This window comes from Corynebacterium sp. MSK158 (assembly GCF_030229085.1).
Classification (GTDB): domain Bacteria; phylum Actinomycetota; class Actinomycetes; order Mycobacteriales; family Mycobacteriaceae; genus Corynebacterium.
This window is the reverse complement of sequence record NZ_JASPHJ010000016.1, coordinates 1-26,180: the sequence shown is the minus strand read 5'-3', so window position 1 is coordinate 26,180 and position 26,180 is coordinate 1. Positions and strand designations below refer to the sequence as shown.

The 26,180-nt window shown below is 60.1% G+C and carries 27 protein-coding genes and 5 tRNA genes; 21 read left to right on the top strand and 11 right to left on the bottom strand.

From position 1 onward, the window contains the following. Positions 1-344: 344 nt before the first annotated feature. Positions 345-1,007 carry a PAQR family membrane homeostasis protein TrhA gene (trhA, locus tag QP915_RS10620; protein ID WP_284769305.1) on the top strand — a complete coding sequence of 221 codons (663 nt, stop codon included), beginning with the start codon at positions 345-347 and terminating at the stop codon, positions 1,005-1,007. Here trhA and QP915_RS10615 read toward each other — a convergent pair. Both QP915_RS10615 and QP915_RS10610 read right to left on the bottom strand, forming a co-directional pair. Then, the gene (locus tag QP915_RS10615) at positions 1,004-2,167 is read right to left on the bottom strand and encodes an asparaginase (RefSeq protein ID WP_284769297.1); all 1,164 of its coding nucleotides are present in this window, start codon (positions 2,165-2,167) and stop codon (positions 1,004-1,006) included. The genes trhA and QP915_RS10615 overlap by 4 nt on opposite strands. Before the next feature lie 136 nt (positions 2,168-2,303). Continuing rightward, positions 2,304-3,314 (bottom strand): acyl-CoA thioesterase, encoded by a 1,011-nt coding sequence (locus QP915_RS10610; RefSeq protein ID WP_284769296.1) that lies wholly within the window; start codon positions 3,312-3,314, stop codon positions 2,304-2,306. 33 nt (positions 3,315-3,347) lie between these two features. On the opposite strand from QP915_RS10610, the gene QP915_RS10605 reads away from it, so the two are divergent. Genes QP915_RS10605 through purM form a run of 3 tightly spaced genes read left to right on the top strand, consistent with a single transcriptional unit; the run spans position 3,348 to position 6,330 of the window. After that, positions 3,348-3,752, top strand: coding sequence for a sterol carrier family protein (locus QP915_RS10605; RefSeq protein ID WP_086588954.1), 405 nt, complete (start codon positions 3,348-3,350; stop codon positions 3,750-3,752). A gap of 10 nt (positions 3,753-3,762) precedes the next feature. Beyond that, positions 3,763-5,259, top strand: coding sequence for an amidophosphoribosyltransferase (gene purF / locus QP915_RS10600; protein WP_284769295.1), 1,497 nt, complete (start codon positions 3,763-3,765; stop codon positions 5,257-5,259). An 18-nt stretch (positions 5,260-5,277) separates the two neighbouring features. Next, the gene (gene purM, locus QP915_RS10595; RefSeq protein ID WP_284767177.1) at positions 5,278-6,330 is read left to right on the top strand and encodes a phosphoribosylformylglycinamidine cyclo-ligase; all 1,053 of its coding nucleotides are present in this window, start codon (positions 5,278-5,280) and stop codon (positions 6,328-6,330) included. A gap of 90 nt (positions 6,331-6,420) precedes the next feature. Here purM and QP915_RS10590 read toward each other — a convergent pair whose 3' ends face one another. Continuing rightward, positions 6,421-6,618, bottom strand: coding sequence for a DUF3073 domain-containing protein (locus QP915_RS10590; protein ID WP_193387586.1), 198 nt, complete (start codon positions 6,616-6,618; stop codon positions 6,421-6,423). A gap of 140 nt (positions 6,619-6,758) precedes the next feature. Further along, positions 6,759-7,823, bottom strand: coding sequence for a CAF17-like 4Fe-4S cluster assembly/insertion protein YgfZ (ygfZ, locus tag QP915_RS10585; protein ID WP_284769294.1), 1,065 nt, complete (start codon positions 7,821-7,823; stop codon positions 6,759-6,761). 30 nt (positions 7,824-7,853) lie between these two features. Here ygfZ and QP915_RS10580 point away from each other — a divergent pair, with 30 nt between their 5' ends. Beyond that, on the top strand, positions 7,854-8,717 hold the full coding sequence (locus QP915_RS10580) for an aminodeoxychorismate lyase (protein ID WP_284769293.1): 864 nt from the start codon (positions 7,854-7,856) through the stop codon (positions 8,715-8,717). Here QP915_RS10580 and QP915_RS10575 read toward each other — a convergent pair. Further along, positions 8,714-9,409 carry a heme-binding beta-barrel domain-containing protein gene (locus QP915_RS10575; protein ID WP_284769292.1) on the bottom strand — a complete coding sequence of 232 codons (696 nt, stop codon included), beginning with the start codon at positions 9,407-9,409 and terminating at the stop codon, positions 8,714-8,716. The genes QP915_RS10580 and QP915_RS10575 overlap by 4 nt on opposite strands. Before the next feature lie 53 nt (positions 9,410-9,462). On the opposite strand from QP915_RS10575, the gene QP915_RS10570 reads away from it, so the two are divergent. Beyond that, entirely contained in the window at positions 9,463-10,500 is a 1,038-nt protein-coding gene (locus QP915_RS10570) for a diacylglycerol/lipid kinase family protein (protein ID WP_284769291.1), read from the top strand. Here the strand turns inward: QP915_RS10570 and QP915_RS10565 are convergent. Then, complete coding sequence (locus QP915_RS10565; protein WP_239278190.1) at positions 10,484-11,311, bottom strand: LmeA family phospholipid-binding protein; 828 nt, start codon at positions 11,309-11,311, stop codon at positions 10,484-10,486. The genes QP915_RS10570 and QP915_RS10565 overlap by 17 nt on opposite strands. A 33-nt stretch (positions 11,312-11,344) precedes the next feature. On the opposite strand from QP915_RS10565, the gene mshD reads away from it, so the two are divergent. The 5 genes from mshD (at position 11,345) to pstB (ending at position 16,505) form a co-directional block, all read left to right on the top strand. Continuing rightward, positions 11,345-12,262 (top strand): mycothiol synthase, encoded by a 918-nt coding sequence (mshD, locus tag QP915_RS10560; RefSeq protein WP_284769290.1) that lies wholly within the window; start codon positions 11,345-11,347, stop codon positions 12,260-12,262. 214 nt (positions 12,263-12,476) lie between these two features. Then, positions 12,477-13,580 (top strand): phosphate ABC transporter substrate-binding protein PstS, encoded by a 1,104-nt coding sequence (pstS, locus tag QP915_RS10555; protein ID WP_284769289.1) that lies wholly within the window; start codon positions 12,477-12,479, stop codon positions 13,578-13,580. Positions 13,581-13,704: 124 nt separating this feature from the next. Continuing rightward, positions 13,705-14,751, top strand: a complete 1,047-nt coding sequence (gene pstC, locus QP915_RS10550; RefSeq protein WP_284769288.1) for a phosphate ABC transporter permease subunit PstC — start codon at positions 13,705-13,707, stop codon at positions 14,749-14,751. 14 nt (positions 14,752-14,765) lie between these two features. Then, positions 14,766-15,680 (top strand): phosphate ABC transporter permease PstA, encoded by a 915-nt coding sequence (gene pstA, locus QP915_RS10545; protein WP_239273290.1) that lies wholly within the window; start codon positions 14,766-14,768, stop codon positions 15,678-15,680. 51 nt (positions 15,681-15,731) lie between these two features. Continuing rightward, a complete protein-coding gene (gene pstB / locus QP915_RS10540) occupies positions 15,732-16,505 on the top strand; it encodes a phosphate ABC transporter ATP-binding protein PstB (protein ID WP_023019857.1) in 774 nt (257 codons plus the stop codon). Between the two features lie 72 nt (positions 16,506-16,577). Here the strand turns inward: pstB and phoU are convergent, their stop codons facing one another. Continuing rightward, entirely contained in the window at positions 16,578-17,306 is a 729-nt protein-coding gene (phoU, locus tag QP915_RS10535) for a phosphate signaling complex protein PhoU (RefSeq protein WP_284769287.1), read from the bottom strand. A 101-nt stretch (positions 17,307-17,407) separates the two neighbouring features. Then, positions 17,408-18,553: a tRNA dihydrouridine synthase DusB gene (gene dusB / locus QP915_RS10530; protein WP_239278186.1), complete on the bottom strand. Its 1,146-nt coding sequence runs from the start codon at positions 18,551-18,553 to the stop codon at positions 17,408-17,410. A 191-nt stretch (positions 18,554-18,744) separates the two neighbouring features. Between dusB and scpC the strand changes: the two genes are divergently transcribed. After that, complete coding sequence (gene scpC, locus QP915_RS10525) at positions 18,745-20,247, top strand: succinyl-CoA:acetate CoA-transferase ScpC (RefSeq protein WP_284767167.1); 1,503 nt, start codon at positions 18,745-18,747, stop codon at positions 20,245-20,247. 109 nt (positions 20,248-20,356) lie between these two features. Then, positions 20,357-20,429: transfer RNA gene (locus QP915_RS10520), tRNA-Lys, on the top strand. 31 nt (positions 20,430-20,460) lie between these two features. Here QP915_RS10520 and QP915_RS10515 read toward each other — a convergent pair. Further along, a complete protein-coding gene (locus tag QP915_RS10515; RefSeq protein WP_239278183.1) occupies positions 20,461-20,793 on the bottom strand; it encodes a metal-sensitive transcriptional regulator in 333 nt (110 codons plus the stop codon). Positions 20,794-20,875: 82 nt separating this feature from the next. Between QP915_RS10515 and QP915_RS10510 the strand changes: the two genes are divergently transcribed. The 6 genes from QP915_RS10510 to QP915_RS10485 all read left to right on the top strand — a co-directional run bounded on the left by QP915_RS10510 (position 20,876) and on the right by QP915_RS10485 (position 22,023). Then, positions 20,876-20,951: transfer RNA gene (locus QP915_RS10510), tRNA-Glu, on the top strand. Between the two features lie 35 nt (positions 20,952-20,986). Next, positions 20,987-21,060 (top strand) — tRNA-Asp (locus QP915_RS10505). A 58-nt stretch (positions 21,061-21,118) separates the two neighbouring features. Beyond that, positions 21,119-21,433 (top strand): DUF4288 domain-containing protein, encoded by a 315-nt coding sequence (locus QP915_RS10500; RefSeq protein ID WP_284769286.1) that lies wholly within the window; start codon positions 21,119-21,121, stop codon positions 21,431-21,433. An 85-nt stretch (positions 21,434-21,518) separates the two neighbouring features. After that, positions 21,519-21,592, top strand: a tRNA-Asp gene (locus QP915_RS10495). A 19-nt stretch (positions 21,593-21,611) separates the two neighbouring features. After that, positions 21,612-21,684: transfer RNA gene (locus QP915_RS10490), tRNA-Phe, on the top strand. A gap of 48 nt (positions 21,685-21,732) precedes the next feature. Then, complete coding sequence (locus QP915_RS10485; protein WP_284767165.1) at positions 21,733-22,023, top strand: GNAT family N-acetyltransferase; 291 nt, start codon at positions 21,733-21,735, stop codon at positions 22,021-22,023. Between the two features lie 39 nt (positions 22,024-22,062). Here the strand turns inward: QP915_RS10485 and epsC are convergent, their stop codons facing one another. Beyond that, positions 22,063-22,626 (bottom strand): serine O-acetyltransferase EpsC, encoded by a 564-nt coding sequence (gene epsC, locus QP915_RS10480; protein WP_086589216.1) that lies wholly within the window; start codon positions 22,624-22,626, stop codon positions 22,063-22,065. A gap of 70 nt (positions 22,627-22,696) precedes the next feature. Further along, complete coding sequence (gene cysK, locus QP915_RS10475) at positions 22,697-23,632, bottom strand: cysteine synthase A (protein WP_284769285.1); 936 nt, start codon at positions 23,630-23,632, stop codon at positions 22,697-22,699. 264 nt (positions 23,633-23,896) lie between these two features. On the opposite strand from cysK, the gene ramA reads away from it, so the two are divergent. Both ramA and murA read left to right on the top strand, forming a co-directional pair. Beyond that, on the top strand, positions 23,897-24,736 hold the full coding sequence (gene ramA / locus QP915_RS10470; protein WP_005325834.1) for an acetate metabolism transcriptional regulator RamA: 840 nt from the start codon (positions 23,897-23,899) through the stop codon (positions 24,734-24,736). Positions 24,737-24,757: 21 nt separating this feature from the next. Then, positions 24,758-26,026, top strand: coding sequence for a UDP-N-acetylglucosamine 1-carboxyvinyltransferase (gene murA, locus QP915_RS10465; RefSeq protein WP_284769284.1), 1,269 nt, complete (start codon positions 24,758-24,760; stop codon positions 26,024-26,026). Positions 26,027-26,180: the final 154 nt, after the last annotated feature.

The window sequence follows — 26,180 nt, the reverse complement described above, 5'->3', positions numbered from 1 at the left end:
GTCGCGAATTTATCACGGCCGCTACAATTAAAGAGCCTAGTTTGATGGGGACCGCTGTAGAACCGAAGGAACTACCCCGTTGGGCCAATTCACACCAGTGTTTAATCACCATCAATGATGGCCCTTTAACGGCCGCCCACTACAAGTACTAAGTGCACAGGCCAATTTCCCCTTCTTTCGGTAGGCAAACTTCAGGGATCTTTTCTTGAAGGCCTCTGCCTGCGCCCGTACACTTACGGTATCGTAAGTTATCCGTTGCGGGTCAGTAGAAGGGGAGTGCCGTCGTGGCACAGATTCATGCGAATAGTACGCCGGGGCCGGGCCTTGTCCAGCGCACTTACTGGATGGCCGACCGCGGACCGAGGCCGCTAAGCCGTGGTTGGGGGCATGCGATTGCAGCATTGCTGTCGGTGATTGCCTCCACCGTGCTCATTACCTTCGCGTGGATGACGCTGAAGTGGTGGCAGGGGCTAGGTGTGACCGTGTACGGAGTGGGGCTGGTGGGGCTCTTTGGGGTCTCGGCGCTCTACCACCGCTACCCGTGGGCGAGTGCGCGTGCCGTGCAATGGTGGCGGCGGGCGGACCACGCGACCATCTCGGTGTTCATTGCGGCAACGTATACGCCGCTGTGCCTTATTGTGCTTTCGCCGGTGCAAGCGGCGTGGATGCTGGCAGTCGCTTGGGGTGGAGCCGTCTTGGGCGTGGTGCTCAACTTGGTGTGGATCAACCACCCGCGCTGGCTGGACGTGGTGGTCTACCTAGCGCTGGGCTGGCTGGTGCTGCCGCTTTTACCCACGCTGTGGACGCAAGCCGGCGCGGCCGTCGTCTGGCTGCTCTTCGCCGGCGGCGTGGTCTACTCGCTCGGCGCGCTGGTCTATGGCTTTAAGTGGCCAGGCCGCAACGCACGCTACTACGGCTACCACGAGCACTTCCACACCGCGACCATCGCGGCGGCGGTGGTGCACCTTGTAGCGGTGTGGATGGTCGTGGTTCAGGGGGCTGCTTAGTCGGCAGCAGGGAAGAGCTCCGCGGGATCGGTGTCAGTGCTGATTGCAGCGGCAAGAAGCATACGTGCTTGGGGAGCGCGCAGGGTGCCGGAGGAGATAACGCCGGCGTCGGCAAGCGTGGCACCGCCACCGGCACCGCCGTAGATGCCCTCCACTGGACCGTGATCCACGCGGGTGGTGAGCACAACCGGAACCTTCTTGGCCGCGGCCTTAGCGGCTTGGGCTAGCTCATCGCCGATATTGCCGGCGCCCATTCCCTCAATCACGATGCCTTCGGCGCCGCTGTCCAAGGAGCGCTGGATAAGGTCGGCAGGCGCGCCGGGGTAGGCGGCGATGATATCGACGCGGGTATTGCCCAGCGGCTGATGTTTCAGGGCCTTTGGGCGCTTAGGCTGCTTCTTGCCATTGTTATTGGCAAAGCCATCGGCCTTGGTCGTATCGGACTTAAAAGCGCCGCGGGCGGGGATGACGTGGTTCGCAAAGGCAATGAAGGTACCACGGCCCTTGCTGGAAGGGTCAGTTACGGTCTTGACCGCGAGCGCCAAATTGTCCGGACCATCCGGATCCGGGTCATCAAAGGGGCGCATCGCGCCGGTAAGGGCTACCGGCTTATCGCTGTCTTGGAAGGTATCGACGGCGATGGCGGTCTCTTCCATGGAATCGGTGCCGTGGGTGACCACTACGCCATCGACATCATCGCGCTGTAGTTCCTTATTTACGGCCTCGATAATGGTATCGGTATCGTCCAAGGTCATCGCGGAAGAATCCAACTTGGCAATGTCTTTGACCTCTAGCGTGAGCTTGTCCTTGTCAAAGGTGCCGGAGAGGGGCTCCACCAGCTTGGAGCCGGTAACGGTGGGAACCACCGCACCAGCTTTATCGTGCGTGCTGGCAATAGTGCCGCCGGTGGAAAGGACCACCACGTGGCCCTCGGCAGTGGCGTGTGGGCCCTCGCTTTCCGCTGTGGAGGCCTCGGTGGTTTCTTCCGTGGTTGCGGATGCGGCGCTGGTCGCGCTGTGTGGCGCGGAGGACTCGGGCGCCGCGGCCGAAGTCTCCTCCTTTGGGTGGCTATCCGGATTCTGGCAGGAAGCCAAAAGGCAAGCGGAAGCGACTAGAGCAAGGCCGGCACGGGCCGAGCGGCGCATTGTTGAGGTGTGCATAGTCCCTCGTTTCTGTGTGTGGGAGGCGAAAGCGGGCGGCGGGAATTGTCGGCCGCATATACGTCCATCTAACGCAGAAAGGCGGGGAGCCCGCTGCCATTATGGACTTGCTAACACCGAAACGAGGGGAGAGCGGCTAGTCGATGTGCTGATTCGACGGCGCCACCACTAGCGGCTTCGGCGAGTACTTGGCGCGCAGCCCGCGCAGGAGGGTGGCGTGCTCGGCCAGGCGCTTGTCTTCCTCGGTATGCGGGTGGAAGGGGCGGGCTACCTGCGGCTGGCCATCGTGGTCCAGGGCGATATAGGCCACGGTGGCATGAATGGCGGTCTGCAGGTTATCGCGGCCGCCGCGAGGGTTGCCGGAGCGGACGTGGATGGACATCTGCATGGAGCGGGTATCGGTGCGCATCATGCGAGCGTCGACCTCGATGAGATCACCGATGGAAATAGGCCTGTAGAAGCGGATGCCGCCGGCGTAGACGGCCACGGTGCGCTCGGCGGACCACTCCATGGTGCAAGCTGCACCGGCCTCATCGATCCACTGCATGGCGGTGCCGCCGTGGACCTTGCCACCCCAGTTGACGTCGGTGGGCTTGGCCAGGAAGCGGTTGACCATGCGCGGGGCGTCGGAAGGCCCATCATAGGTTTGCTTTTCCATCTCTTCCTCGATGGCCTGGCGCAGCTCAATGCGGGACTTGGCGGCTTCTTCTACGCGGCGTTGCTCGTCGGTCTCCGGCACAAAGGAAGGCACAGGGGTGGATTTGCCGGTCGCTGGGTCCTTAGCCACGAAAATGACCAGGCAATCGCAGGCGCGGGTAAAAATGCCTTCGCGCGGGTCGGCAGAGAGCACTTCGTTGACGATGTGCATGGAGGAACGGCCGGTCATGGCGATGCGGGAGCGAACCTCCACGATGTGCCCGGAAGGGATCGGCCGGGTGAAGTGGATATGGCCCACGTATGCGGTCACGCAGTACTGGCCGGACCACTGCACGGCGCAGGCATAGGCAGCCTTATCAATCCATTCCAGGACGCGGCCGCCGCTGATGCCGGTGGCGCCGGCCATGGTGACGTCGGTTGGCGATGCCATAAAGCGCAGCGTCAGCGCCGGCGATTTCTGATTTTCCGCAACGGAAGGCGTAGGTGACATAAACAACAAGATAACAGTAGCTATGATGTAGCTATGAAAAAGCCCGTCGATCCCGCAGCCACCCGCGCGGCCGTCATGGCCATCAAAGACTGGATTGCCGCCCCGGCGGAGCACGATAAGCCTGGTAGGGCCCTGCTTGCCGACGCCGTCCGTCGCACCGCCCGCACCCTCGAGGCCGACGCGCCGGGCCATTCCGTGGAGCTGCGCGTACCCCCATTTGTTGCGGTGCAGTGCATTGAAGGCCCCCGCCATACCCGCGGCACCCCACCCAATGTGGTGGAGACTGACCCGGAAACCTGGCTGCGTCTTGCCACCGGATTGGCGGACTGGGAAGAGGCCGTAAACACTGGTCGCGTCGATGCTTCCGGCTCCCGCGCAGGCGAAATTGCGCAGTGGTTGCCGCTTATTCCGTTAGTTTCCGGCGGCGCGACAGGCTAATATAAACGCCGTGATAGAAGTACATACTCCTAGTATCACCAATCTTGACGATCAGAATGAGCAGGAGCCCCGCGAAGAGTGCGGCGTCTATGGCGTTTGGGCTCCCGGGGAGGAAGTCTCCAAGCTGACCTACTTTGGTCTCTTCGCCCTGCAGCACCGTGGCCAGGAGGCTGCCGGCATTGCGGTGGGCGATGATGACCGCATCGTCGTCTTCAAGGACATGGGCCTCGTGGCCAATATCTTTGATGAGTCCACCCTGTCTGCCCTCCAAGGAAACGTGGCGGTGGGCCACACGCGCTATTCCACCGCCGGCGGCAAGGAATGGTCCAATGTCCAGCCGATGTTTTCTACCTCCTCCACCGGGGTAGACATCGCCCTTGGACACAACGGCAACCTGGTCAACTACCTGGAGCTGCGCGAGGAGGCCGTGCAGCGCGGCTTGATTAAGCCGCACGAGGAGTCCGTATCTGACTCCATGTGCTTGTCTATGCTGCTTGCCGACGGCGTAGATGAAGACACCTCCGTCTTCGACTCCGCCCGTGACTTGCTCCCGCGCGTGAAGGGCGCATTTTGCCTGACCTTTACCGATGGTCACACCATGTACGCCGCGCGCGACCCGCACGGCGTGCGCCCGCTGGTCCTCGGCCGCTTGGCCAAGGGCTGGGTGGTGGCCTCCGAGACCTGTGCGCTCGATATCTGCGGCGCTCAGTTCATCCGCGAAATTGAACCCGGCGAGCTCGTCGCCATCGATGAGGCTGGCATCCGATCCGTGAACTTTGCGCCAGCCAAGCGCCACGGCTGTGTCTTCGAGTACGTCTACTTGGCCCGCCCGGATAGCGATATCAAGGGCCGCTCCGTCAACGCCTCCCGCGTGGACATCGGCCGCCGCTTGGCCCGCGAATACCCGGCCGAGGGCGCGGACCTGGTCATCCCGGTTCCCGAATCCGGCAACCCGGCCGCCGTGGGCTATGCCCGCGAATCCGGCATCACCTTCGCCCACGGCTTGGTCAAAAACGCTTATGTGGGCCGCACCTTCATCCAGCCCACCCAGACCCTGCGCCAGCTGGGCATCCGCTTGAAGCTTAACCCGCTGCGTGAAGTCATTAACGGCAAGAAGCTCGTCGTGGTGGATGATTCCATCGTCCGCGGCAATACCCAGCGCGCGCTCATCCGCATGCTGCGCGAGGCCGGCGCCGCCGAGGTGCACGTGCGCATCGCCTCCCCGCCAGTGAAGTGGCCGTGCTTCTACGGCATCGACTTCGCCTCCCCGGGCGAGCTGATCGCCAACGCCAGCCCCTCCGACGATCCGGAAACCGTCTGCGCCACTATCTGTGACACCATCGGCGCCGATTCCCTGGGCTTTGTCTCTATCGAGGAGATGGTGGCCGCCACCGAGCAGCCCCGTTCCGAGCTGTGTACCGCCTGCTTCTCGGGCGAGTACCCACTCGGCCTGCCCGCCGGAAACTCCAATGCAGACGCCGTGCGCACCCTGCTCGGCACCGAATAACAAAGGACACCTGAAACCATGAGTGACAATACTTACGCAGCAGCCGGCGTCAGCATCGAAGAGGGCGACCGTGCCGTGGAACTTTTCGCCCCGCACGCTAAGCGTGCCACCCGCCCTGAGGTTCTGGGCGGTCTTGGCGGCTTTGCCGGCCTGTTCAAGCTCGGCGATTACAAGGAGCCCATCTTGGCCGCCGGTTCCGACGGCGTCGGCACCAAGTTGGCCGTGGCCCAGGCCATGGATAAGCACGACACCATCGGCATCGACCTCGTCGCCATGTGCGTGGACGACCTCGTTGTGTGTGGCGCGGAGCCACTCTTCCTGCAGGACTACATTGCCGTGGGAAAGGTCGTGCCGGAAAAGGTAGCCGAGGTAGTCAAGGGCATCGCCGAGGGCTGCGTGCAGGCCGGCGCCGCGCTGCTGGGCGGCGAGACCGCCGAGCACCCCGGCATGATGGAAGAAAATGAATACGATGTCTCCGCCACCGCGGTCGGCGTCGTTGAGGCCGATGGGGTACTCGGCCCAGACAAGGTCCGTGATGGCGACGTACTCATCGCCATGGGCTCTTCCGGCCTACACTCCAATGGCTACTCCCTGGCCCGCCACGTCCTGCTGGAGCAGGCTGGCATGCCACTCGACGGCCACGTGGAAGAGCTTGGCCGCCCCCTCGGCGAGGAGCTGCTGGAGCCCACCCGCATTTACGCCAAGGACTGCCTGGCTTTGGCTAGCGAGTGCTCCGTATCCACCTTCTGCCATGTCACCGGTGGTGGACTGGCTGGCAACCTCGAGCGCGTCATTCCAGAAGGCCTAGCGGCCGATATTAACCGCGCCACCTGGACCCCGGGCCAGATCTTCAAGCTCATCTCCTCGGTGGGCAAGGTCGAGATGGCAGAAATGGAGAAGACCTTCAACATGGGTGTCGGCATGATTGCCGTAGTCAATCCTGAAGACCGTGACCGTGCCCTGGCAATGCTTACCGCACGCCACATCGATGCGTGGGAGCTGGGCATCGTCCGCTCCGCTTCCGGCGAGGAGCCGCGCGTGGTCATGCACGGCGAGCACCAAAACTTCTAGCAGGGCCTGCCGCCCTGCCAGGGGAGGGTATGAGGAAGGGCCCTAGGAGATTTCCTAGGGCCCTTGAGCTATCCGGCGGCGAGCGGAAGATTAGCGTTCGTCGCGGTCGGCATCATCCCATTCGTCGACGTAGTCGGCGTATGGGTCATCCTCTTCATAATCGCGGGAGTCACCCTCTTGCTGTGCGGCGAGTTCCCGTTGCAGGGACTCGATATCCATCTCGGGTGAGTTGTACTTGAGCTGGCGTGCAACTTTGGTCTGCTTTGCCTTTGCGCGTCCGCGTCCCATGTGCATGACCCCCTTGGGTTAGTAGGGCGCGCCAGGGATTCTTGGGCGCCCCATCGACTTGTCTATTGAGTATCTTCCTGTAAGACACAATAGCCTGTGTGACGAAAAAATTCCGCACCGCCCCCTAGCTAGTGGGAGATTTAGCGCCCGCGCAGCCGGTTTACTGCCTCGCGCCCAGCCTTGGGGCCCTCATCCTCGGGGATGGAGGAGGGATCGATAGACGCCGCGGTATCGCCCGCTTCTAGGGCGCCGACGTCCAGCGCAGAGCGCTTCACTAGACCTAGGGCGATGGGGCCGAAATCGCAGTCATCCACAATCGTGCCGATGCGGCCTACCTTACGTCCATTGAAAGTAATGTCATCGCCCACATTTGGACGTTGTGGCGCGGAGCCGTCGAGGTGCAGCTGCACCAATAGGCGAGGGGAGCGGCCCAGATTTTCTACGCGCGCCACCGTTTCTTGGCCGCGGTAGCAGCCCTTATTGAGGTGAACGTGGGCCGGGTTATCCACGCTGCGGCTGATCCACTGCGGCACCTCGTGGGGGATGGACTTATTATCCAGATCCGCTGCCAGCTCCGGCTCGCGGGCGCGGACGCGCTCGGCGGTAAACGCCATGAGCCCCGCTAGCCGTGCACCGGATTCCTCCAGGTGTTTCGTTGCCTCGACCAAGGATTCGCGCGGAATGCCAAGGTCAACGCGCTTAATTCCCGTCCATTGAACCTGGCGGGAAAACTCCACCATGGGTGGAAGCGAAACATCGGCCTCACCCAGAAGAGTGAGGATGGCGATATCGGCTTCCTCTACGTTTACCTCGGACCAAAAGACCATCATGGTGAGGAACTTAAAGAGGGAGTCGAATTGCGCCGCGGGGACGTCGATAAGAAAGGCATTGTCGGTCCGCACGATATCCATGTGGTGGAGGATATGGCCTTGGATGTCTAGGTCGAGAGCGCCGGCGGTGAAACCCACGGGGGCGTCGTCAAGCTTCTGTGAAAGCAGATTATTTAGAAACTCGGCGGCGTCCTTGCCGCTCACGCGAATGACGCGGCGCTGGGAGCGGTCAATGACGATGGTGCCGCCATCGGCGGCCCGTTGCTCACCCAGCGGATTGCCATAGTGCCAGGCCACGCCCTGGGCATCGAGTACGGTCGCGTCCTGGTGCTCCGCGGCACCGGCGCGCTGCAGAAGAGGCGAAGAATAACTCACAACTACCGATGGTAGGGCATAATCAAAAGTATGAAGTTTTCGCCGCGAAAAGAGCCGGTCATCTACGTTGTGGAGCCCTTTGGAGGGTCGGTACGCAGGCACATGCCCGCGCTGCCTCTTATCTACGCAGATGATGCCGCGGTCACCCGCGGCGATGGCATCTTTGAATCCCTGCTCGTACGCGGAGGCAAAGCCGCTAACCTGCAGCGCCACGCGCAGCGCTTCTGCGATTCAGCCCGCACGATGAACCTGCCGGAGCCGCCCATGGACAAGTGGGAAGAAGCCACCCGGCTCGCCATCGCGGACTTCTGCGGGGACGAGCAAGGCGATGCTAAATGCACGTGGACCTATACCCGCGGGCGCGCCTCCACGGGGCGGCCGAGCGCGTGGGTTGTTGTGCAGCCGATCGAGGACAAGGTGCTAGAGCAACGCGCCCACGGTGTCGCCGTCATGACGAGCCCGCGCCTGTGGCACGTGGCGGAGGAATTGCCCGCCAAGACACTCAATTACGCGGCCACCATGGCGATGCTGCGCATGGCGCGGGAGAAGGGCTTCGAGGACCTTATCCTCACCGATCCGGACACCGGAGAAATCCTCGAGGGGGCGACCTCAACCGTGGTGGCCGTCAAGGGCGAGAAACTGCGCACTGCGGTCGGCCGCGGGATCCTGCCCGGCACCACGCAAGCGGCGCTCTTCGCCCACGCCAAAGAGAAAGGCTATCGCTGCAAGGCCAAGCCGCTGACCGTGGAGTATCTGGAAAAGGCGGACTCGGTGTGGCTGGTGTCCTCGGTGCGCGTTGCCGCGCGCGTAACTAGGCTCAATGATAAAAAATTAAAGGCCCCGGACAACGTGGACGTCATCCGAGACCTTATTGATGCAGCTCTTGGGGCTTAGCCGGCGATGCGGGTGAGCTCCGCGGACATGTAGGGGCGCATGTCGCCATCAACCATGCGCTCGTCTACCCAGCCCAGGTTGTTATTGGGCATGAGGCCGTACATGCGCTTGCCTGGGCCCAAGTTCTTCGGACCGGTTTCCGTGACCATGGTGGAGGCGGATTCCAGCTGCCATGCGCGGTCATTGAAGGGTTCGCCGTAGAAGATTTCCACGATGCCGGTAGAAGAGGTGTAGGTGACCTCGATTTCATCCTTTTCCGAGATACGCCAGAAGCCAGTCTCGCGCACAGACGGGCCTTCCGGCTTGCCTTCGGTATCGATCTTCCAGGTACGGGAGCTAAAGGTCAGGTAGTTTTCGCCATCGTGAGCGATGACCAGCTGCTGGCCAAAGGTGTACTCCTGACCCTTCGTATCGTGGGCCTGGCCCTCGCCCTGCCAGACGCCAACAAGGGGGAGTAGACCCAGCAGGCCGTCGTGCAGCGACGGGCCCTGGCGCAGGTTCGCGGTATCGTCCGGTACCGGGGTATCGCCCAGCTCGAGAGCGGGGATATTGCGGCTAGCGGCGTCCTTCCACTGCTCGGCAGCCTGGTTCACGGCATCGTTGCCATTGAGTTTTCCAGGATCATTCTCCGGGTGGGAAGCCGCGGTGGTTTCGATGTTTTCAGGGGTGGTTTCATTATTATTTTCGCTCATGGGCGTCCAGCCTAGTCGTGCACCCGCCTTTTTAACTACTAGACTTGGGCCTCGTGCATGCATTGATGATCTCGAATCCCAACTCGACCTCACAAACCAACGCCCTCTTCCGCCAAATCGTTCCCTGCCTACAAGCGGTAGAGGGCCTGCACCTCAAAGTGAAATTTACGCATTACCCTGGCCACGCCGAAGAGATGGTCAGGGGAATGACGAGGGATGACTATGACGTCATCATTGCCGTGGGCGGGGACGGAACCGTCAACGAGGTAGTCAACGGGCTACTCGGCCCGGCTGATGAGCAGCGCCCCGATCCTCAGTCCATTCCGGCGCTGGCCGTAATTCCTACCGGCTCCGCCAATGTCTTTGTGCGCGCCCTAGGATTTCCCAACACCCCGGTGGAGGCTACCCATGTGCTGGCGCGCATGCTCGACCGGGATCTGCGCCGCACCATCTACCTAGGAACGTGGAACGAGCGGTGGTTTGCCGTCAATGCTGGCTTCGGTTTGGACGCAGACGTGTTGGCGCGAGTGGATCGTGCCCGCGAGCAAGGTTTTGCCGCCACCCCGCTGCGCTACCTCAACGTCGCCATTCGGGCCTGGAGCCGTGCGCGGAAGAACCCACCGCATATTGCGGTGACGGCCGAGTCCAGTGATGGCGAGCGGCTGCACAAGAATGATGTGCCGCTGATGTTTACCTCAAATACCAATCCGTGGACATTCTTGGGCCCGCTGCCGGTGGTGACAAATCCGCGCAACTCCTTTGATGAGGGCCTTGCCCTCTTTGGGCTGGAGGAGTTTAGCGGGCTCGGCGGCGTCGTCGGCCTGCTGCACCTCTTCGGTGCCGATAAGCGCGGATGGCTCAATAAGCTCACCAAAGAAAAGACGGTGGCCTTCGACGACGCCATGCGGGTAGAGCTAGTCTGCCGCGAACCGCAGCGCTTCCAAGCCGATGGAGAATCGGAGGGGCGCTTTGACGCGGTTACCTTGGCCTCCGTGAAGGATGCCATTGAGGTATTCGCCCCGCAGGATAGGCGGGAGGCCCATCAGCGCACGATGAAGGAAGTTCTCCGGGACTTTATTCGTCTGCGCTAGTCTGCGGCGCGGGGCCGACCCGGTGCTTGGTATCGGCGGCCTTCTTTTCCGCCTCTTCCACGGCTTTTTGCTCCGAGCCTTCAATCTCTAGCGGGGAGAGCTGGGCCAGCTGCACCTTAATATTGCGGCGCTGTACCTCGAAGGAAATGGTGCCGCCCTGCATCTTTACCGCGGTCGCTTGGGCCGGAAGCGGTAGCTGCCGGGTATCGAAGTTGAGGGAAAAGGCCTTTTGCAGGCGCTCATCGTCCGTGTCATAGACCTGCATGCGAAACTCCGGACCAACCAGGCGGAGGGTGACCTTGGCGGTGGACTTGTGGGCGTCGCCAGGCAGGGTGCCCGTTAGCTCTGCTTCTGCAGAGGTGCCACCGGAGGGGGAAATATCGTCCGGGTTGGCAATCGAGAGATCGGTAATTCCCAATAGGCGGCCCAGCGCCACACCATCCAAGGAAATGCCGCGCGAGTAGGTGGAGACGGGCGCGCCCTCAATATCTCCATTCATTACCTGTTCTGGGGTGACGGTGATATCGCGCAGTACGGTCGAAGCATTGACCATGCCCAGCTTGGGCACCTCCACGTCCAGCGCCTTGACCTCGAGATAAGGGATTTCCTTCGAGGCCGCCGCCCACACGTAGGGGGTGCCGCCGATGAAGACATCCGGCGTATTATCTAGCCGCGAATTGGCTTTCACGGCTTGCGCCACCTTGTGTTCCGTGTGCATAGCCACGCAGGCATCCGCCACCCAGACCGCAAGGAGCACACACACCACGAGGAGGACGTGCACGATGCGCCGGTCAATCTTTAGAACACTCACCCTTTCATTCTTACCCTACGTATTCTGGGCCCTATGACTAGCAATGCCTTTAAGATTACGGAAGAAAACCTGCCGGACGCCCCGGAGCTGGCTCGCCGCGTAGAAGCGCTGGCTGAGCAGGCTGAACGCCAGGATGGGATGGCGCCGCTGTCGGAGCAATACCTCAACGGTCTTAATGATTCCCGTTTGAAGCACCGCCACCTGGTGGCCTGGGTAGGGGAGGAACCGTGCGGCGTAGCCGGTTTGGAAGGGTCCACCGCCGAGCTATTCATTGCTCCCGACTTCCGCGGGCAGGGCTATGGTGCCGCGCTTTACGACGCCGCCGCTAAGACCCCCAACCTCCACGCCTGGGCCCACGGGAACCTGCCGGCGGCACAGGCGCTCGCGCACTCCCGCGACCTACAGGTCACCCGCAAGCTGGTGGTCATGGGTATCGGGGGAGAAGAGCTCGCAGCGGCCGCCCGCCCCGAAGGCTTGCCACTGACCGCCTTGAATTACACCGAGGCGGTGGATAAGTGGGGCAAGGACTTTGTGGAAGAGCAGTGGCTCAAGGTCAATAACGAGGCCTTTTCCTGGCATCCCGAGCAGGCCGGCTGGGATCTCGATCGCCTGCATCGCGGCATGGAGGCAGACTGGTTCGACCCCGCAGACCTGCTTTTCCTGTGGGATACGGCAGATGAGCCGGCTCTGGCCGGCTTCCACTGGACCAAGTGGCATGCGGAGGAAACTCCGGGCTTCGGTGAGGTCTACGTGGTGGGCTTGGCGGAAGGTTACCGCGGTAAGAAGTTGGGCGGTCCGCTGCTGCAGATTGGCCTGCGCCGCATGGTGGAAAAGGGAGCTCAGCGGGTAATTCTTTATGTAGAAGCGGATAATGATCCGGCGCTGAAGGCGTACGAGCGCCTAGGCTTTGAGGTTGATGAAGAACACGTCGTATGGGGCGTGTGTGACTAACGTCATGGGGCGCAGGACGTTTGTTCACCCAGTGTTTACCTCTTGGCACCCTTTTGGTCAGATCCTGCGGATAGCTTTACACCCTGTGAGTTAACCGCACCTGTGCGCCTGCATCTCGCCCCAGAAGGCGGAGCGGGATGCAGGAAATATCTCTCTAGGAGATGCGGTTTCCTCGGACAATCAATCTCTGATCTGCACCGGAAAGGGTTTTCCCGTGATTCGCAACTTCAAGCGCACTGCCGCAATCTTCGGCATCGTAGCCGCAACCTCCACCGCTCTCGTAGCTTGCTCTGAGGAGTCTGGCTCCTCCTCCGACTCCGCTGGCGGCGAGGACGTCTCCGGCGAGCTCGTCGGCGACGGCGCATCCTCCCAGCAGAACGCAATGTCCTACTTCCAGACCGCGTTCTCCGAGGATCACCCTGACGCTTCCCTGTCCTACAACGCTTCCGGTTCCGGCGCCGGCGTTGAGGCCTTCACCAATGGCCAGGCTGACTTCGCTGGTTCTGACTCCGCTCTGAAGGAAGACGAGGGTGAGGTCGAGGCTGCCGCTAAGCGTTGCGATGGCAACGAGGCATGGCACCTGCCAACCACCATCGGTCCGGTTGCAATTGCCTACAACCTGGGTGACACCGAGATCAACCTCTCCACCGAAACCCTGGGCAAGATCTTCAAGGGCGAAATCAAGAAGTGGAACGACAAGGCCATCGCTGCTGACAACGAGGGCACCGACCTGCCGGACAAGGACATCACCGTCATCTTCCGTTCTGACGAGTCCGGTACCTCCGCAAACTTCCAGAAGTTCCTGAAGGCCGCTACCGGTGACTGGGACTCCGAGGGCAAGCAGTTCCCAGACGCTGTTGGTGAGGGTGCTAACGGCTCCTCCGGCGTTGCTGACCAGGTTGCAAGCATCGATGGTGCTATCACCTACGTCGAGGCCGGCTTCGCAGACCAGAAGGAAGGCGAGGGCGTCAAGAAGGCCAAGATCGACTTCGGCCACGGCCCGGTTGAGCTGTCCACCGAGTCCGTCAACAAGGCTCTGGAGAACCTGGAGTTCAAGAAGACCGACTCCGAGCACAACATGGTTGTTGACTCCGAGGCACTGTTCTCCTCCGACAACGAGGGTGCATACCCGCTCATCCTGACCACCTACAACATCGTTTGCTCCAAGGGCTACGATGAGGAGACCTCCAAGCTGGTCAAGTCCTTCTTCACCACCGTCCTGGATCACCAGGATGACCAGCTGGCTGAGCAGGGCTTCATCCCGGTCGAGGGTGCTCACCTGGACAAGCTGAAGGCTGCTGTTGACGCTCTGCAGTAAGCGCTAAAGCTGCAAAAGCTTAATACCTCCCGCCCCCACTGCCGCACACAATTCGCGCTTTGGGGGCGCAGGTATGTAACGATATTTTCCATTTTTAACGCTGAAAAGGATGATTAACAGTCTCATGGCAGACAATAATCTCACCACGGCTCCAGAGCAGACGGGTGCAAACGCCACCTCTGCCGAGCGAGTCTCCAACAGCGGACACGACGAGGTAGCTACCACCAGCTCCAATAGCGGCGTTAAGCGCCCGGGTGACCGTATCTTCGAATTCCTGTCCACTGCTTCGGCAACCCTCATCACCGTTATGATTGCCGCCATTGCCGCCTTCCTGCTGTGGCGTGCGGTTCCCGCCCTAGGCGTTAACGACGGCGGCATCATGGGCTTCTTCACCTATGGCGGACGATGGGAGACCACCGATACCTCTGCGATGAAGTTCGGTATCCCGACCATGTTCGGTACCACCGTTCTCATCTCCGTCTTCGCCCTCCTGCTGGCTATGCCGGTGGCCCTGGCCATCGCTATCTTCCTGTCCAACTACGCGCCTGCCCGCTTGGTTAAGCCGCTCGGCTTCCTTGTGGACATGCTCGCTGCAGTTCCGTCCATCGTTTACGGCCTGTGGGGTTGGCAGGTTCTTGGCCCGGCACTGTCCGGCTTCTACTCCTGGATGGAATCCTGGGCGGGTGACTTCTTCCTGTTCCACGTCTTCGATAACTCGCCGTCGTTTGCAACCGGCCGCAACCTGTTTACTGGTGGCATCGTGCTTGCCGTGATGATTCTGCCGATCATCGCTGCTACCGCGCGCGAGGTCTTCGTGCAGACCCCTCCAGGCCAGGTGGAATCCGCCCTGGCTCTGGGCGCTACCCGCTGGGAAGTTATCCGCATGACCGTTCTGCCATTCGGCATGTCCGGCTACATCGCCGGCTCTATGCTCGGCCTGGGCCGTGCACTGGGTGAGACCATGGCGCTGTACATGGTTGTATCCCCGCTGATTGACTTCCGCTTCTCGCTTTTCGACGGCGGCACGACCTTCGCCACGGCCATCGCCCTGGCATCTGCCGAGTTCGGTAACGAGATGCGCGCTGGTGCATACATCGCCGCCGGCCTCATGCTGTTCTTGCTGACCTTCGTGGTCAACGCAATCGCCCGCGCCATCGTGAAGAGTAAGTAAGGAGGGGAGGATCAATGACTACGACTACTAATGCCAAGCCTGCCTCCCAAGGCGGCGCGACCTTCCTGGACATCTCCGGCTCCCGCAAGATGACCAATAACATCGCCACCGCGGTGGTCTGGGGCGCAATGATTCTGGCCATGGTTCCGCTGGTATGGGTTCTGTGGGAACTCATCGCCCGCGGCAGTGGCGTCATCCTCAACCCTGAGTGGTGGACCGCTTCCCAGCGCGGCATCATGAATAGCTCTTCTGGTGGCGGTGCCGCTCACGCCATCGTGGGTACCTTTGTCCAGACCATTCTGGCCTCCATTATCTCTATTCCGATCGGCATCTTTACCGCCATCTACTTGGTGGAGTACTCCAAGGGCGGCTGGCTCGGCCGCATCACCACCTTCATGGTGGACATCCTGTCCGGTGTGCCTTCCATCGTTGCGGCCCTGTTCATCTTCGCCATGTGGATCACTCTGTTCGGCTTCGGCCGCTCCGGCTTCGCCGTGGCGCTGTCCCTGGTGCTGCTGATGATTCCGATTGTGGTGCGCAATACCGAAGAGATGCTACGCGTGGTCCCCATGGATCTGCGTGAGGCGTCCTACGCACTCGGCGTTCCGAAGTGGAAGACCATCGCCCGCATCGTTCTGCCTACCGCACTGTCCGGCATCGTCACCGGCATCATGCTGGCGATTGCTCGCGTGATGGGTGAGTCCTCGCCGGTGCTGGTCTTGGTTGGTTCCTCCTCCGTCATCAACTGGGATGCCTTCAAGGGCTCTCAGTCCTCGCTCCCGCTGATGATGCTGGATATGTATAAGGCCGGCGCACAGCCCGCCGTACTGGACAAGCTCTGGGGAGCAGCGTTGACGCTGGTTATCCTCATCGCCGTCCTCAACATTGCGGCCCGCATCGTTTCCGCGAAGTTCTCGGTTAAGAAGTAAACGCCGTACCACTCGATTCCGCCATACACTTGCTAGAGGAGAAACTCCCAAATGTCTAAGCTCGCGCTCAATGACGTGAACATTTTTTACGGCGACTTCCACGCCGTGCAGAACGTGAACATGCAGATCCCGGCCCAGGCCGTGACCGCATTCATCGGCCCTTCCGGCTGTGGTAAGTCCACCGTGCTGCGCACCATCAACCGTATGCACGAGGTTATCCCTGGCGCCTCCGTGAAGGGTGAAATCCTGCTGGATGGCACCAATATCTACGGACCGAAGGTTGACCCGGTATCCGTACGCAACACCATCGGCATGGTCTTCCAGAAGGCAAACCCATTTCCCACGATGTCCATCGAGGACAATGTGGTGGCAGGCCTGAAGCTGTCCGGTGAAAAGAACAAGAAGAAGCTCAAGGAAGTTGCGGAGAAGTCCCTGCGTGGCGCCAACCTGTGGGATGAGGTTAAGGATCGCTTGGACAAGCCAGGCGGTGGCCTCTCCGGTGGTCAGCAGCAGCGTCTGTGCATCGCCCGCGCTATCGCCGTGGAGCCAGAGGTATTGCTCATGGACGAGCCTTGTTCCGCACTGGACCCGATTTCCACCCTCGCCGTGGAGGACCTCATCCATGAGCTGAAGGAAAACTTCACCATCGTTATTGTGACCCACAACATGCAGCAGGCAGCCCGCGTGTCCGATAAGACCGGCTTCTTCTCCCTAGAAGCAACCGGTAAGCCGGGCCACCTGGTGGAGTTTGACGACACCACCAAGATCTTCGAGAATCCTTCTCAGAAGGAGACCGAGGATTACATCTCTGGCCGCTTTGGCTAAAGAGTAAGAGAGATTGTCCGAGAGAAAGGGGGCCGGTTTGAACCGGCCCCCTTCTTTGACGCTTAAATCCGTCTAACGGCGAAACTGACGCTCGAGTTCTGCCATCCGTGCTTCAAATTCGGCGTCCTTTTTGTCCTCCTCTAGCTTCTTGGCGTAGACATTGGGCAAGAGACCCGTGGTCAGATAGATGATGTGGCCGGCCACGGAGACGCAGTGGTCCGCATAGCGCTCGTAGTAGCGCGTAATTTGTGAGGTCTCAACGGCTTCGCGCACGCTGCCTTCCCATTCGCGCTGAGTCAGGATGCGCAGAATATGGGAGTTGATATCATCCACTGCATCATCGTCGGCACGGAGGTTGACGGACAAATCCGCATCAGGGGTGACGAGGATATCGTGCAGCACCGACCCCATTTCTTCAGTGAGGCGGTACATCTCCTCGAAGTAGCCGATGTAATTCGCCGGTATCACGGCGTCAGGGTGGCGGCGGCGCGCGGAGTCTGCGATGTGCTGGGAAAGCCGGCCCATGCGGTAGAGATCCTCCACGATATAAATCGAGGAGACCACCTGACGGAGGTCCTGCGCCATGGGGTTTTCCAGCGCCAAAAGTGTTACAGCACGCTCAGAGCACCTAACGCGGATCTCGTCTAGCTCCTCAGTCATGGTGAGGGCATCTTCCGCGGAGTCCAAGGCGCCTTGCAGTAGTGCCTGCGAAGCCTTATCCAAGATGGTGCGCACGGTATCGCACATCACGATGAGGTCATGGGAGAAGTTATCTAAGTGTTCCCTGTAGGCGGCACGCATGCCAAAGATAATAGCGAAAACTTTTCGTCTTTGCGCAACTTAAGAAGGGTTTAAATGCACGATTCCTGTATGTCTTTAGCTGCTCTTATATTGCTGTCAGGCTATCCGCCGGAATTCATAATGTCCGCAGCAACGGGAACGCAATCATCCTCGGGATCGTCGAGCCAACCATCCGGCAATGCCACCTTGGATGGCGAGCCCTGACGGCCGCGGGCCCCGTCGGCGTCGGCAGCCAGGGCATCGGACTCTGCCCAAGGTGCAAGGAGCTCACGCAAGGCATCGAGGGAATTGACCTTGGCTAAGCCCGCGCGGACCTGGCCACCAACCGGGAAACCACGCAGGTACCAACCGATGTGCTTGCGGATATCGCGGGAAGCATTGTCCTCGCCATCGTGCTCCGCCAGTAGCTCCGCGTGGCGGAGGATTACCTGGGTCACCTCGCCCAGGGTAGGCTCTGCCGGAATGGACTCGCCGCGCAGTGCGGCGCCGAGCTCGGCAAAGAGCCACGGGCGGCCGAGGCAGCCGCGGCCTACCTGCACGCCGTCGCAGCCGGTTTGTTCCATCATGCGGCGGGCATCCTCGGCACGGAAGATATCGCCATTGCCCAGCACTGGTACGCCGGTATCTGCCAGATGCTCTTTGAGGCGCGCGATTTCGTCCCATCGTGCTTCACCGGAGTAGCGCTGAGCGGCGGTACGGCCGTGCAGGGTAACGGCGGCGGCACCGGACTCGACGGCGATGCGCCCGGCGTCGAGATGCGTATGGTGCTCGTCATCGATGCCCACACGCATCTTTACCGTGACCGGGATATTGGTGCCCTCTGTGGCCTTGACCGCAGCCGAGACGATATTGCCAAAGAGGCGTCGCTTATAAGGCAGCGCGGAACCGCCGCCGCGGCGGGTCACCTTGGGAACCGGGCAACCAAAGTTCATATCGATGTGGTCCGCGAGGTTTTCGTCGACGATCATCTTCGCGGCTTTATAGGTATATTCCGGATCTACCGTATAGATCTGTAAGGAACGAGGATCTTCCTGCGGCGCAAAGGTGGTCATGTGCAGCGTCTTTTCATTGCGCTCTACCAGTGCACGGGCGGTGACCATCTCGCAGACGTAAAGGCCCGACACCGTGCCGGTGCGCGCCAACTCCTGCTCGCGACACAACGTGCGGAAGGCAACGTTGGTTACCCCCGCCATCGGGGCGAGGATGACGGGGGAGGAGAGATCGTAGTGTCCAATGCGCAAATTCACGCCCCAATTGTGCTAGTTAACGGGGGAAAATAGCAACCGGGTCCACAGTGGCGCCGTTCCCTATTTCTGTTTTATGGGGTAGGGGTCACACAAAAGTGGTGGAAATCTTGCAAAGATTCGCTAATGTGGGCTGTGTAACTAATTAGAACGGCCGTTATTTTGGCTGGCCCCTTAATGAAGGAGGATTACCCTTGTCCGAGAGAATCGCGTACGCCCCATTTGAGAAGCTCGTGGTTTCTGCAGAAGAGGCTGCTCAGCACGTTAACCACGGTGACCGCGTGGGCATTTCCGGCTTCACCGGTGCTGGCTACCCCAAGGGCCTGCCCACCGCCATTGCAGAGAAGGCCAAGGCTCTACATGAAAAGGGCGAGGAATTTAAGATCGACGTCTTCTCCGGCGCTTCCACCGCCCCGGACTGCGATGGCGTTCTGGCGGAAGCTGAGGCGATTCGCTTCCGCTCTCCTTATAACTCCGATCCCACGCTGCGTAAGCAGTTCAATGATGGCACCGCGCTTTACCAGGATATCCACCTGTCTCACTCGGGCCAGCAGGTAGAAGAGGGCTTCTACGGTGACTTCCAGGTGGCCATTATTGAGGCGGTCCGGATCACTGAAGAAGGCCACGTGGTGCCGTCCTCCGCGGTGGGCAATAACCTCGAGTTCATCGAGGCTGCCGATAAGATCATCATCGAGATCAATGAGTGGCAGTCCATCAACCTCGAGGGCATGCACGATATCTACCGCATTGAAAAGCTGCCTAATCGCCAGCCGATCCCTATCACTAAGCCGGGCGACCGCATCGGTACCACCTACATGGAGGTGCCGGAGGACAAGGTTGTTGCAGTGGTTAAGACCGATGCCCCGGACCGCAACGCACCATTCAAGGAACCGGACGAGGTTTCCGAGAAAATCGCCGCCAACTTCATCGAGTTCCTCGAGGGGGAGGTCGCCGCTGGTCGCCTTGAGTATGACAAGTTCATCATGCAATCCGGCGTGGGCAACGTCCCCAACGCCGTGATGGCCGGCCTTTTGGATTCCAAGTTTGAGAATATTCAGGCCTATACCGAGGTCATTCAGGATGGCATGCTCGATCTCATCGATGCGGGCAAGATGACCATGGCTTCCGCTACCTCCTTCGCGCTGTCCCCGGACTACGCGGAGAAGATGAATGCGGAAGCAGAGCGCTACCGCGAGCACATTATTCTGCGCCCACAGCAGGTCTCTAACCATCCAGAGGTCATCCGTCGCGTCGGCCTGATTTCTTCCAATGGCATGATTGAGGCCGATATCTACGGCAACATCAACTCCACCAACGTATCCGGCTCCCGCATCATGAACGGCACCGGCGGCTCGGGTGACTTCACCCGCAACGCCTATATCTCCACCTTCGTTTCCCCGTCCGTGGCAAAGGACGGTGCCATTTCCGCGCTGGTTCCATTCGTATCCCACACGGACCACACCGAGCACGACACCATGGTCATCATTACTGAATACGGCGTTGCTGACCTGCGCGGGCTGGCTCCAAAGGAGCGCGTGGAGAAGGTCATCTCTGTGGCGCACCCGGACTACCGTCCGTTGCTCGAGGAGTACTTCAACCGTGCCAAGGAAAACAAGTTCCAGCACACCCCACACGATTTGAAGACCGCCTTTGACTTCCAGGTCCGCTTCATGGAGAAGGGCGATATGCGCGGCTAATGTAGCCACGCTTTGGCAGGCGCTCAGTGGCGAGCTGGGCGCCTTTCGCTTGCCGACGCCCCCCTAATTAGGACTTTGCAAATACCGCAAGCTAAACTGGAGCGACGTTGGGCCTTTAGCTCAGTTGGTAGAGCTACGGACTTTTAATCCGCAGGTCGTGGGTTCGATCCCCACAGGGCCCACAACTGGAGCCACCTTTTTGGGTGGCTCCTTTTAGTTTTTCACCATCTTCTTAATGGCGCGCATGGCCTCTTCTAGCTTCTCGGTGGCTACCTCACCCTCCTCGGCGGCGGCACCGGCCACACAGTGCTCAATATGGTCTTCTAGGAGCGCTAGCGAGACATTTTCCAGCGCCGACTTTACCGCCGAAATCTGGGTAATGATGTCGATGCAGTATTGGTCTTCTTCGACCATGCGGTGGATGCCGCGCGCCTGCCCCTCAATGCGCTTGAGCCTGGCGAGGTAACGATCCTTGCTCTTAGAATCCGCGTTATATCCGTGCACGTGCGGCTCGTGGCAAGAGCACGTTTGATGCTGGTCAGACATGGTTCCTAATCTTTCTGGGGGAGCGATTTTGTAACTAGGTGAGGTCTCCAGTATATTTCTAGAAGTCGCCTTAGCGCGACGGGCCCCCATCGTCTAGCGGCCTAGGACACTGCCCTTTCACGGCAGCGGCACGGGTTCGAATCCCGTTGGGGGTACCAACATGAAAGTGTTGGGCCGAATTAAATATTCGATTGGCCTTGTGGCGCAGTTGGTTAGCGCGCCGCCCTGTCACGGCGGAGGTCGCGGGTTCAAGTCCCGTCAAGGTCGCAGAATGAGCAGCAATCGCTTCGGCGGTTGCTGCTTTTGGTTTTGTTAGGCTGGTGCCATGGAACCATACGTCGGAATCGCTGTCTTTGAACTCGCCTCCCAAAGTTCGGAGCATTCTAACTTCTTCCGTGAGGACTTCTTTCTCGTCTATGCGGACTCGGATGAGGAGGCGAACCGGAAGGTCAAGGCACGGGCCCATGAGCAAGAATATGAGGGCCTGTGGCTGCGCCACATTGTCGACGTCGCACCCACCCTCTACGGCCATGTGGATCGAGATTGTGACCTCTATTCGCGGCATTTTTCCGCGCTGGAAGACTATGAGCGTTTCGAGATGAACTTGGGTGGAAAGGATCCGCTTTCATCGCCTAAATAGCGTTCTGACGTGCTGATTTGGTGAGTCTTGGGAGTCTTCTGTAAAGTATCTATCCGTGCCCAAGAGTACACACATAATTAAAAATGGCCCTGTGGCGCAGTTGGTTAGCGCGCCGCCCTGTCACGGCGGAGGTCGCGGGTTCAAGTCCCGTCAGGGTCGCGGAAACCTTCGGGTTTCTGGCCAGATAGCTCAGTCGGTAGAGCACACGCCTGAAAAGTGTGGGGTCGCCAGTTCGATCCTGGCTCTGGCCACAATAATGGCTCCTCGTAAGAGGGGCCATTTTGCTTTAGTATGGGCACATGGAACACGCTATTGCACACCAGCCCGATAAGTCCCGCTACGTCCTTACCGTGGACGGTGTCGAGGCGGGCTCGTGCCACTATGTAGACGCAGACACGACCCGCGAGTTCAACCACACGGTCATCAAGGATGCTTTCCGTGGTCAAGGATTGTCCGCGCCGCTGATTAAGGCCGCGCTTGACGACGTCCGGGGCGTCGGCAAGCAAGTCATTGCTTCCTGCTCCGCCGTGGCGCGCTTTATAGAAAAGAATCCCGAATACCGCGACCTGCTGCGCCCAGAGGGCATATAAAAGCGGCCCACAGTTGCCTGTGAGCCGCTGGGAGAGAATTTAGATGTAGTAGTCGGGGTCGACCAGTTTGATGCGCTCATTCGGGTTGCGCGGACGGTTCTTGGCCGGAATGCCCACCGCGATATGCTCCGCGGGAACATCCTTCGTCACCACGGCATTGGCGCCAATAGCCGATCCTTCACCGATCGTAATGGGGCCGAGCACCTTGGCGCCCGCACCGATGGTGACATTGTCTTCGACGGTGGGGTGGCGCTTGGTCTGGGTAAGCACCTGGCCGCCGAGGGTGACGCCGTGGTAGAGCATGACGCCATCGCCAATCTCAGCGGTTTCACCAATGACGATGCCCATGCCATGGTCAATAAAGAAGCGGCGGCCGATAGTTGCGCCTGGGTGGATCTCCACCCCGGTAAAGAAGCGGTTAATCTGCGCCAAGATGCGCGCGGGCCCGCGCAGCCCGCGCTTCCACATCCAGTGCGAAATGCGGTGAGACCACACCGCGTGGAGACCGGAGTACACTACTGCATTTTCGACGTCGCCGCGTGCGGCCGGATCGTGATCTCTTGCATTTGCTAAGTCTTCACGGATGTAGCTCATAATGTTCATGCCCACATAGTACTGGCATAAAAAAGGCACCCGCCAAGGTTGGCGGGTGCTTTTATTCAAGCGAAGTAATTTAAGCTTCGCGGATGTCCTCGAAGAGGATGGTGGAGACGTAGCGCTCACCAAAGTCCGGCAGGACAACCACGATGGTCTTGCCCTCGAACTCTGGGCGCTCCGCCAGCTTCAGAGCTGCGGAAACGTTGGCGCCGGCGGAGATGCCAACCAGCAGGCCTTCCTGGGTAGCCAGGTCGCGGGATGCCTTGATGGACTCCTCGGTGGTGGCGGTAAAGACTTCGTCGAGAAGCTCGCGGTCAAGTACCTCAGGAACGAAGTTAGCGCCGATGCCCTGAATCTTGTGCGGGCCAGCGTGGCCTTCAGACAGGACAGGGGAGTCGGACGGCTCAACTGCAGCCAAGTGCAGGTCTGGGTTCTTGGACTTCAGGAAGCGGCCCACACCGGTAGCGGTGCCGCCGGTGCCTACGCCAGCAACGAAGGCATCAACCTTGCCCTCGGCGTCTTCCCAAATCTCTGGGCCGGTGGTCTCCTCGTGAATCTTCGGGTTCGCCTCGTTAGCGAACTGTGCGGCAAGGATGGCGTTATCGGTCTCGGCGACGATTTCATTCGCCTTGTCGACGGCTCCCTGCATGCCAGCCGCACCAGGGGTCAGTACGATTTCTGCGCCGTAAGCGCGCAGCAGCACCTTGCGCTCATTGGACATGGTCTCCGGCATGGTCAGAATGACCTTGTAGCCCAAGGTGGCGCCAGCCAGCGCCAGGGCGATGCCGGTATTGCCGGAGGTGGCCTCCACGATGGTGCCGCCCGGCTTGAGCTGGCCGGACCTTTCAGCGGCCTCAACGATGGCCTTGCCGATACGGTCCTTGACGGAATTTGCCGGGTTAAAAGACTCAACCTTGGCAAGCACGGTAGCGCCCTTGCCCTCGGTAAGGCGGTTCAGGCGGACCAGTGGGGTGCCGCCGATGGTTTCCATGATGTTGTTGTAGACAGCCATTTTGTGGACTCCTTTGGGAATCAGATTTGGGTTCAAATCGCGTACAACGCAAGCGTACACTACACAAGTAGACCAGTCAGTATATAAATTCTAGACCGGGCATTCGGGCATTTCATGTGGGATTGCAGCGCCGGATAAGGCGAGGGCGATTTCGAATTACCCCCACATGCTGTCTATACTTCCACTCAGTTGCCCGCTGATCCCCAGATTCCCGGGGGAGGACGGGTACACCTGCTTGGTTACCCCCGACGAGGAAAGAGTCTCATGGAGTCGCATCGCCTCAAAGATGATGAAGAATCCGTACGCGCGGCCCTGTCGTCCCTGAAGACCGCTACAGGTATTCCGGTGACGATGTACGCCACGCTGCTGCCCGATAATCGCCTGCAGATTACACAGTGGGTGGGGCTACGCACCCCAGCACTGCAGAATCTGATCATTGACTCTGGCGTCGGTGTAGGTGGGCGAGTGGTCAGCACTCGCCGCGCGGTAGGTGTATCCGATTACACTCGTGCCACCACCATTTCGCACGAGAACGACCGCGTGATCCAAGACGAAGGCCTGCACTCTATCGTGGCCGTGCCCGTTACGGTGCAGCGCGAAATTCGCGGCGTCCTCTACGTAGGCGTGCACTCCCCAGTTCGTTTGGGCGATAAGGTCATTGAAGAAGTGACGATGACCGCGCGCACCCTCGAGCAAGACTTGGCCGTTAATTCCGCCATGCGACGTGCCGATGGGTCCAAGGGTGGAGCGGCTCGGGGCCACGTCATGAACGGTGCCGAGTGGGAACAGGTCCGCTCCACCCACTCCAAGCTGCGCATGTTGGCCAACCGCGTAGAAGACGAAGAACTGCGCAAGGAGCTAGAGACGCTGTGTGACCAGATGGTCTCGCCGGTGCGCGTGAAGCAATCCACCAAGCTCTCCGCCCGCGAGCTCGACGTGCTCTCTTGTGTGGCCCTAGGCCACACCAACGTAGAAGCAGCTGAGGAAATGGGGATCGGCGCAGAAACCGTGAAGTCTTATTTGCGCTCGGTAATGCGCAAACTCGGTGCGCATACCCGCTACGAGGCGGTTAATGCCGCCCGTCGCATCGGCGCGTTGCCTTAAGAACCGGTAGCGTAGGCAGTTGTGAAAGATCAGTTTATTGTTTCCGGCGGTGGCCGCCTTGAGGGCACCGTTAAAGTAGATGGCGCAAAAAATAGCGTCTTGAAGCTCATGGCCGCATCCTTGCTGGCAGAGGGCACTACGACGCTGACCAACTGCCCAGAAATTCTGGACGTCCCCCTCATGAAGAAGGTTCTTGAGGGGCTCGGCTGCGAGGTAGTCATCGAGGGCTCTGAGGTCCGGATTACTACCCCTGCACAGCCGCAATCCAACGCGGATTTCGACGCGGTCCGCCAATTCCGCGCATCCGTCTGCGTGCTCGGGCCTTTGACGTCACGCTGTGGCCACGCAAAAGTAGCGTTGCCCGGTGGTGACGCGATTGGCTCCCGTCCGCTCGATATGCACCAGACCGGCTTAGAGAAGCTCGGCGCCACCACCCGTATTGAGCATGGTGCCGTCGTGGCAGAGGCTACGCACCTGCGTGGTGCGAATATCCGCCTAGACTTCCCGTCCGTAGGCGCAACCGAAAATATCCTTACCGCTGCGGTTCTCGCCGAAGGCGAAACCGTCCTCCATAATGCAGCTCGCGAGCCGGAAATCGTCGATCTGTGCACCATGCTCAAGTCCATGGGTGCCGACATCGAGGGTGAGGGAAGCTCAGTGGTGACCATCCGCGGCGTCGATAAGCTGCAGCCCGCCCAGCATGAGGTTATTGGTGACCGAATTGTGGCAGGCACGTGGGCGTATGCTGCAGCCATGACCCAGGGTGATATCACCGTGGGTGGAATTTCCCCGCGCCACCTGCACCTGCCGCTAGAAAAGCTGAAGTCCGCCGGCGCGGAACTAGAGACCTATGAGAATGGTTTCCGCGTGCGCATGGACCAGCGACCACAGGCTGTGGACTACCAGACCCTCCCATTTCCGGGATTTCCCACCGACCTGCAGCCGATGGCTATTGGCATCTCTGCTATTGCGGACGGAACGACCGTCATTACGGAGAATGTCTTTGAATCCCGTTTCCGGTTTGTGGATGAAATGCTGCGCTTGGGTGCCGACGCCCAGGTTGACGGCCACCATGTAGTAGTCCGCGGTAAAGAACGACTCTCTTCTACTCACGTGTGGAGTTCCGATATCCGTGCGGGTGCCGGTCTCGTACTTTCTGCACTATGTGCGGATGAGACCACTACGGTCCACGATGTTTTCCACATTGACCGCGGATATCCCAACTTTGTAGAAAACCTGCAGCGCCTCGGCGCCACAATTGAAAGAACTCAAGAAGAAGAGCTCTTTTAACGACGTCCCCAGCCCAACGGTTTCCGTTGTGTGCTGGGGATTTGTCATTGTTGGAGGGGTTGGACTACATTAATCCAAGTCGCCGCGAGGTAGCCGGGAGGTTACTTCTTTGCGAATTTTGTACGGGCTTGGTTCAAGGATTTGACAGGGTTCA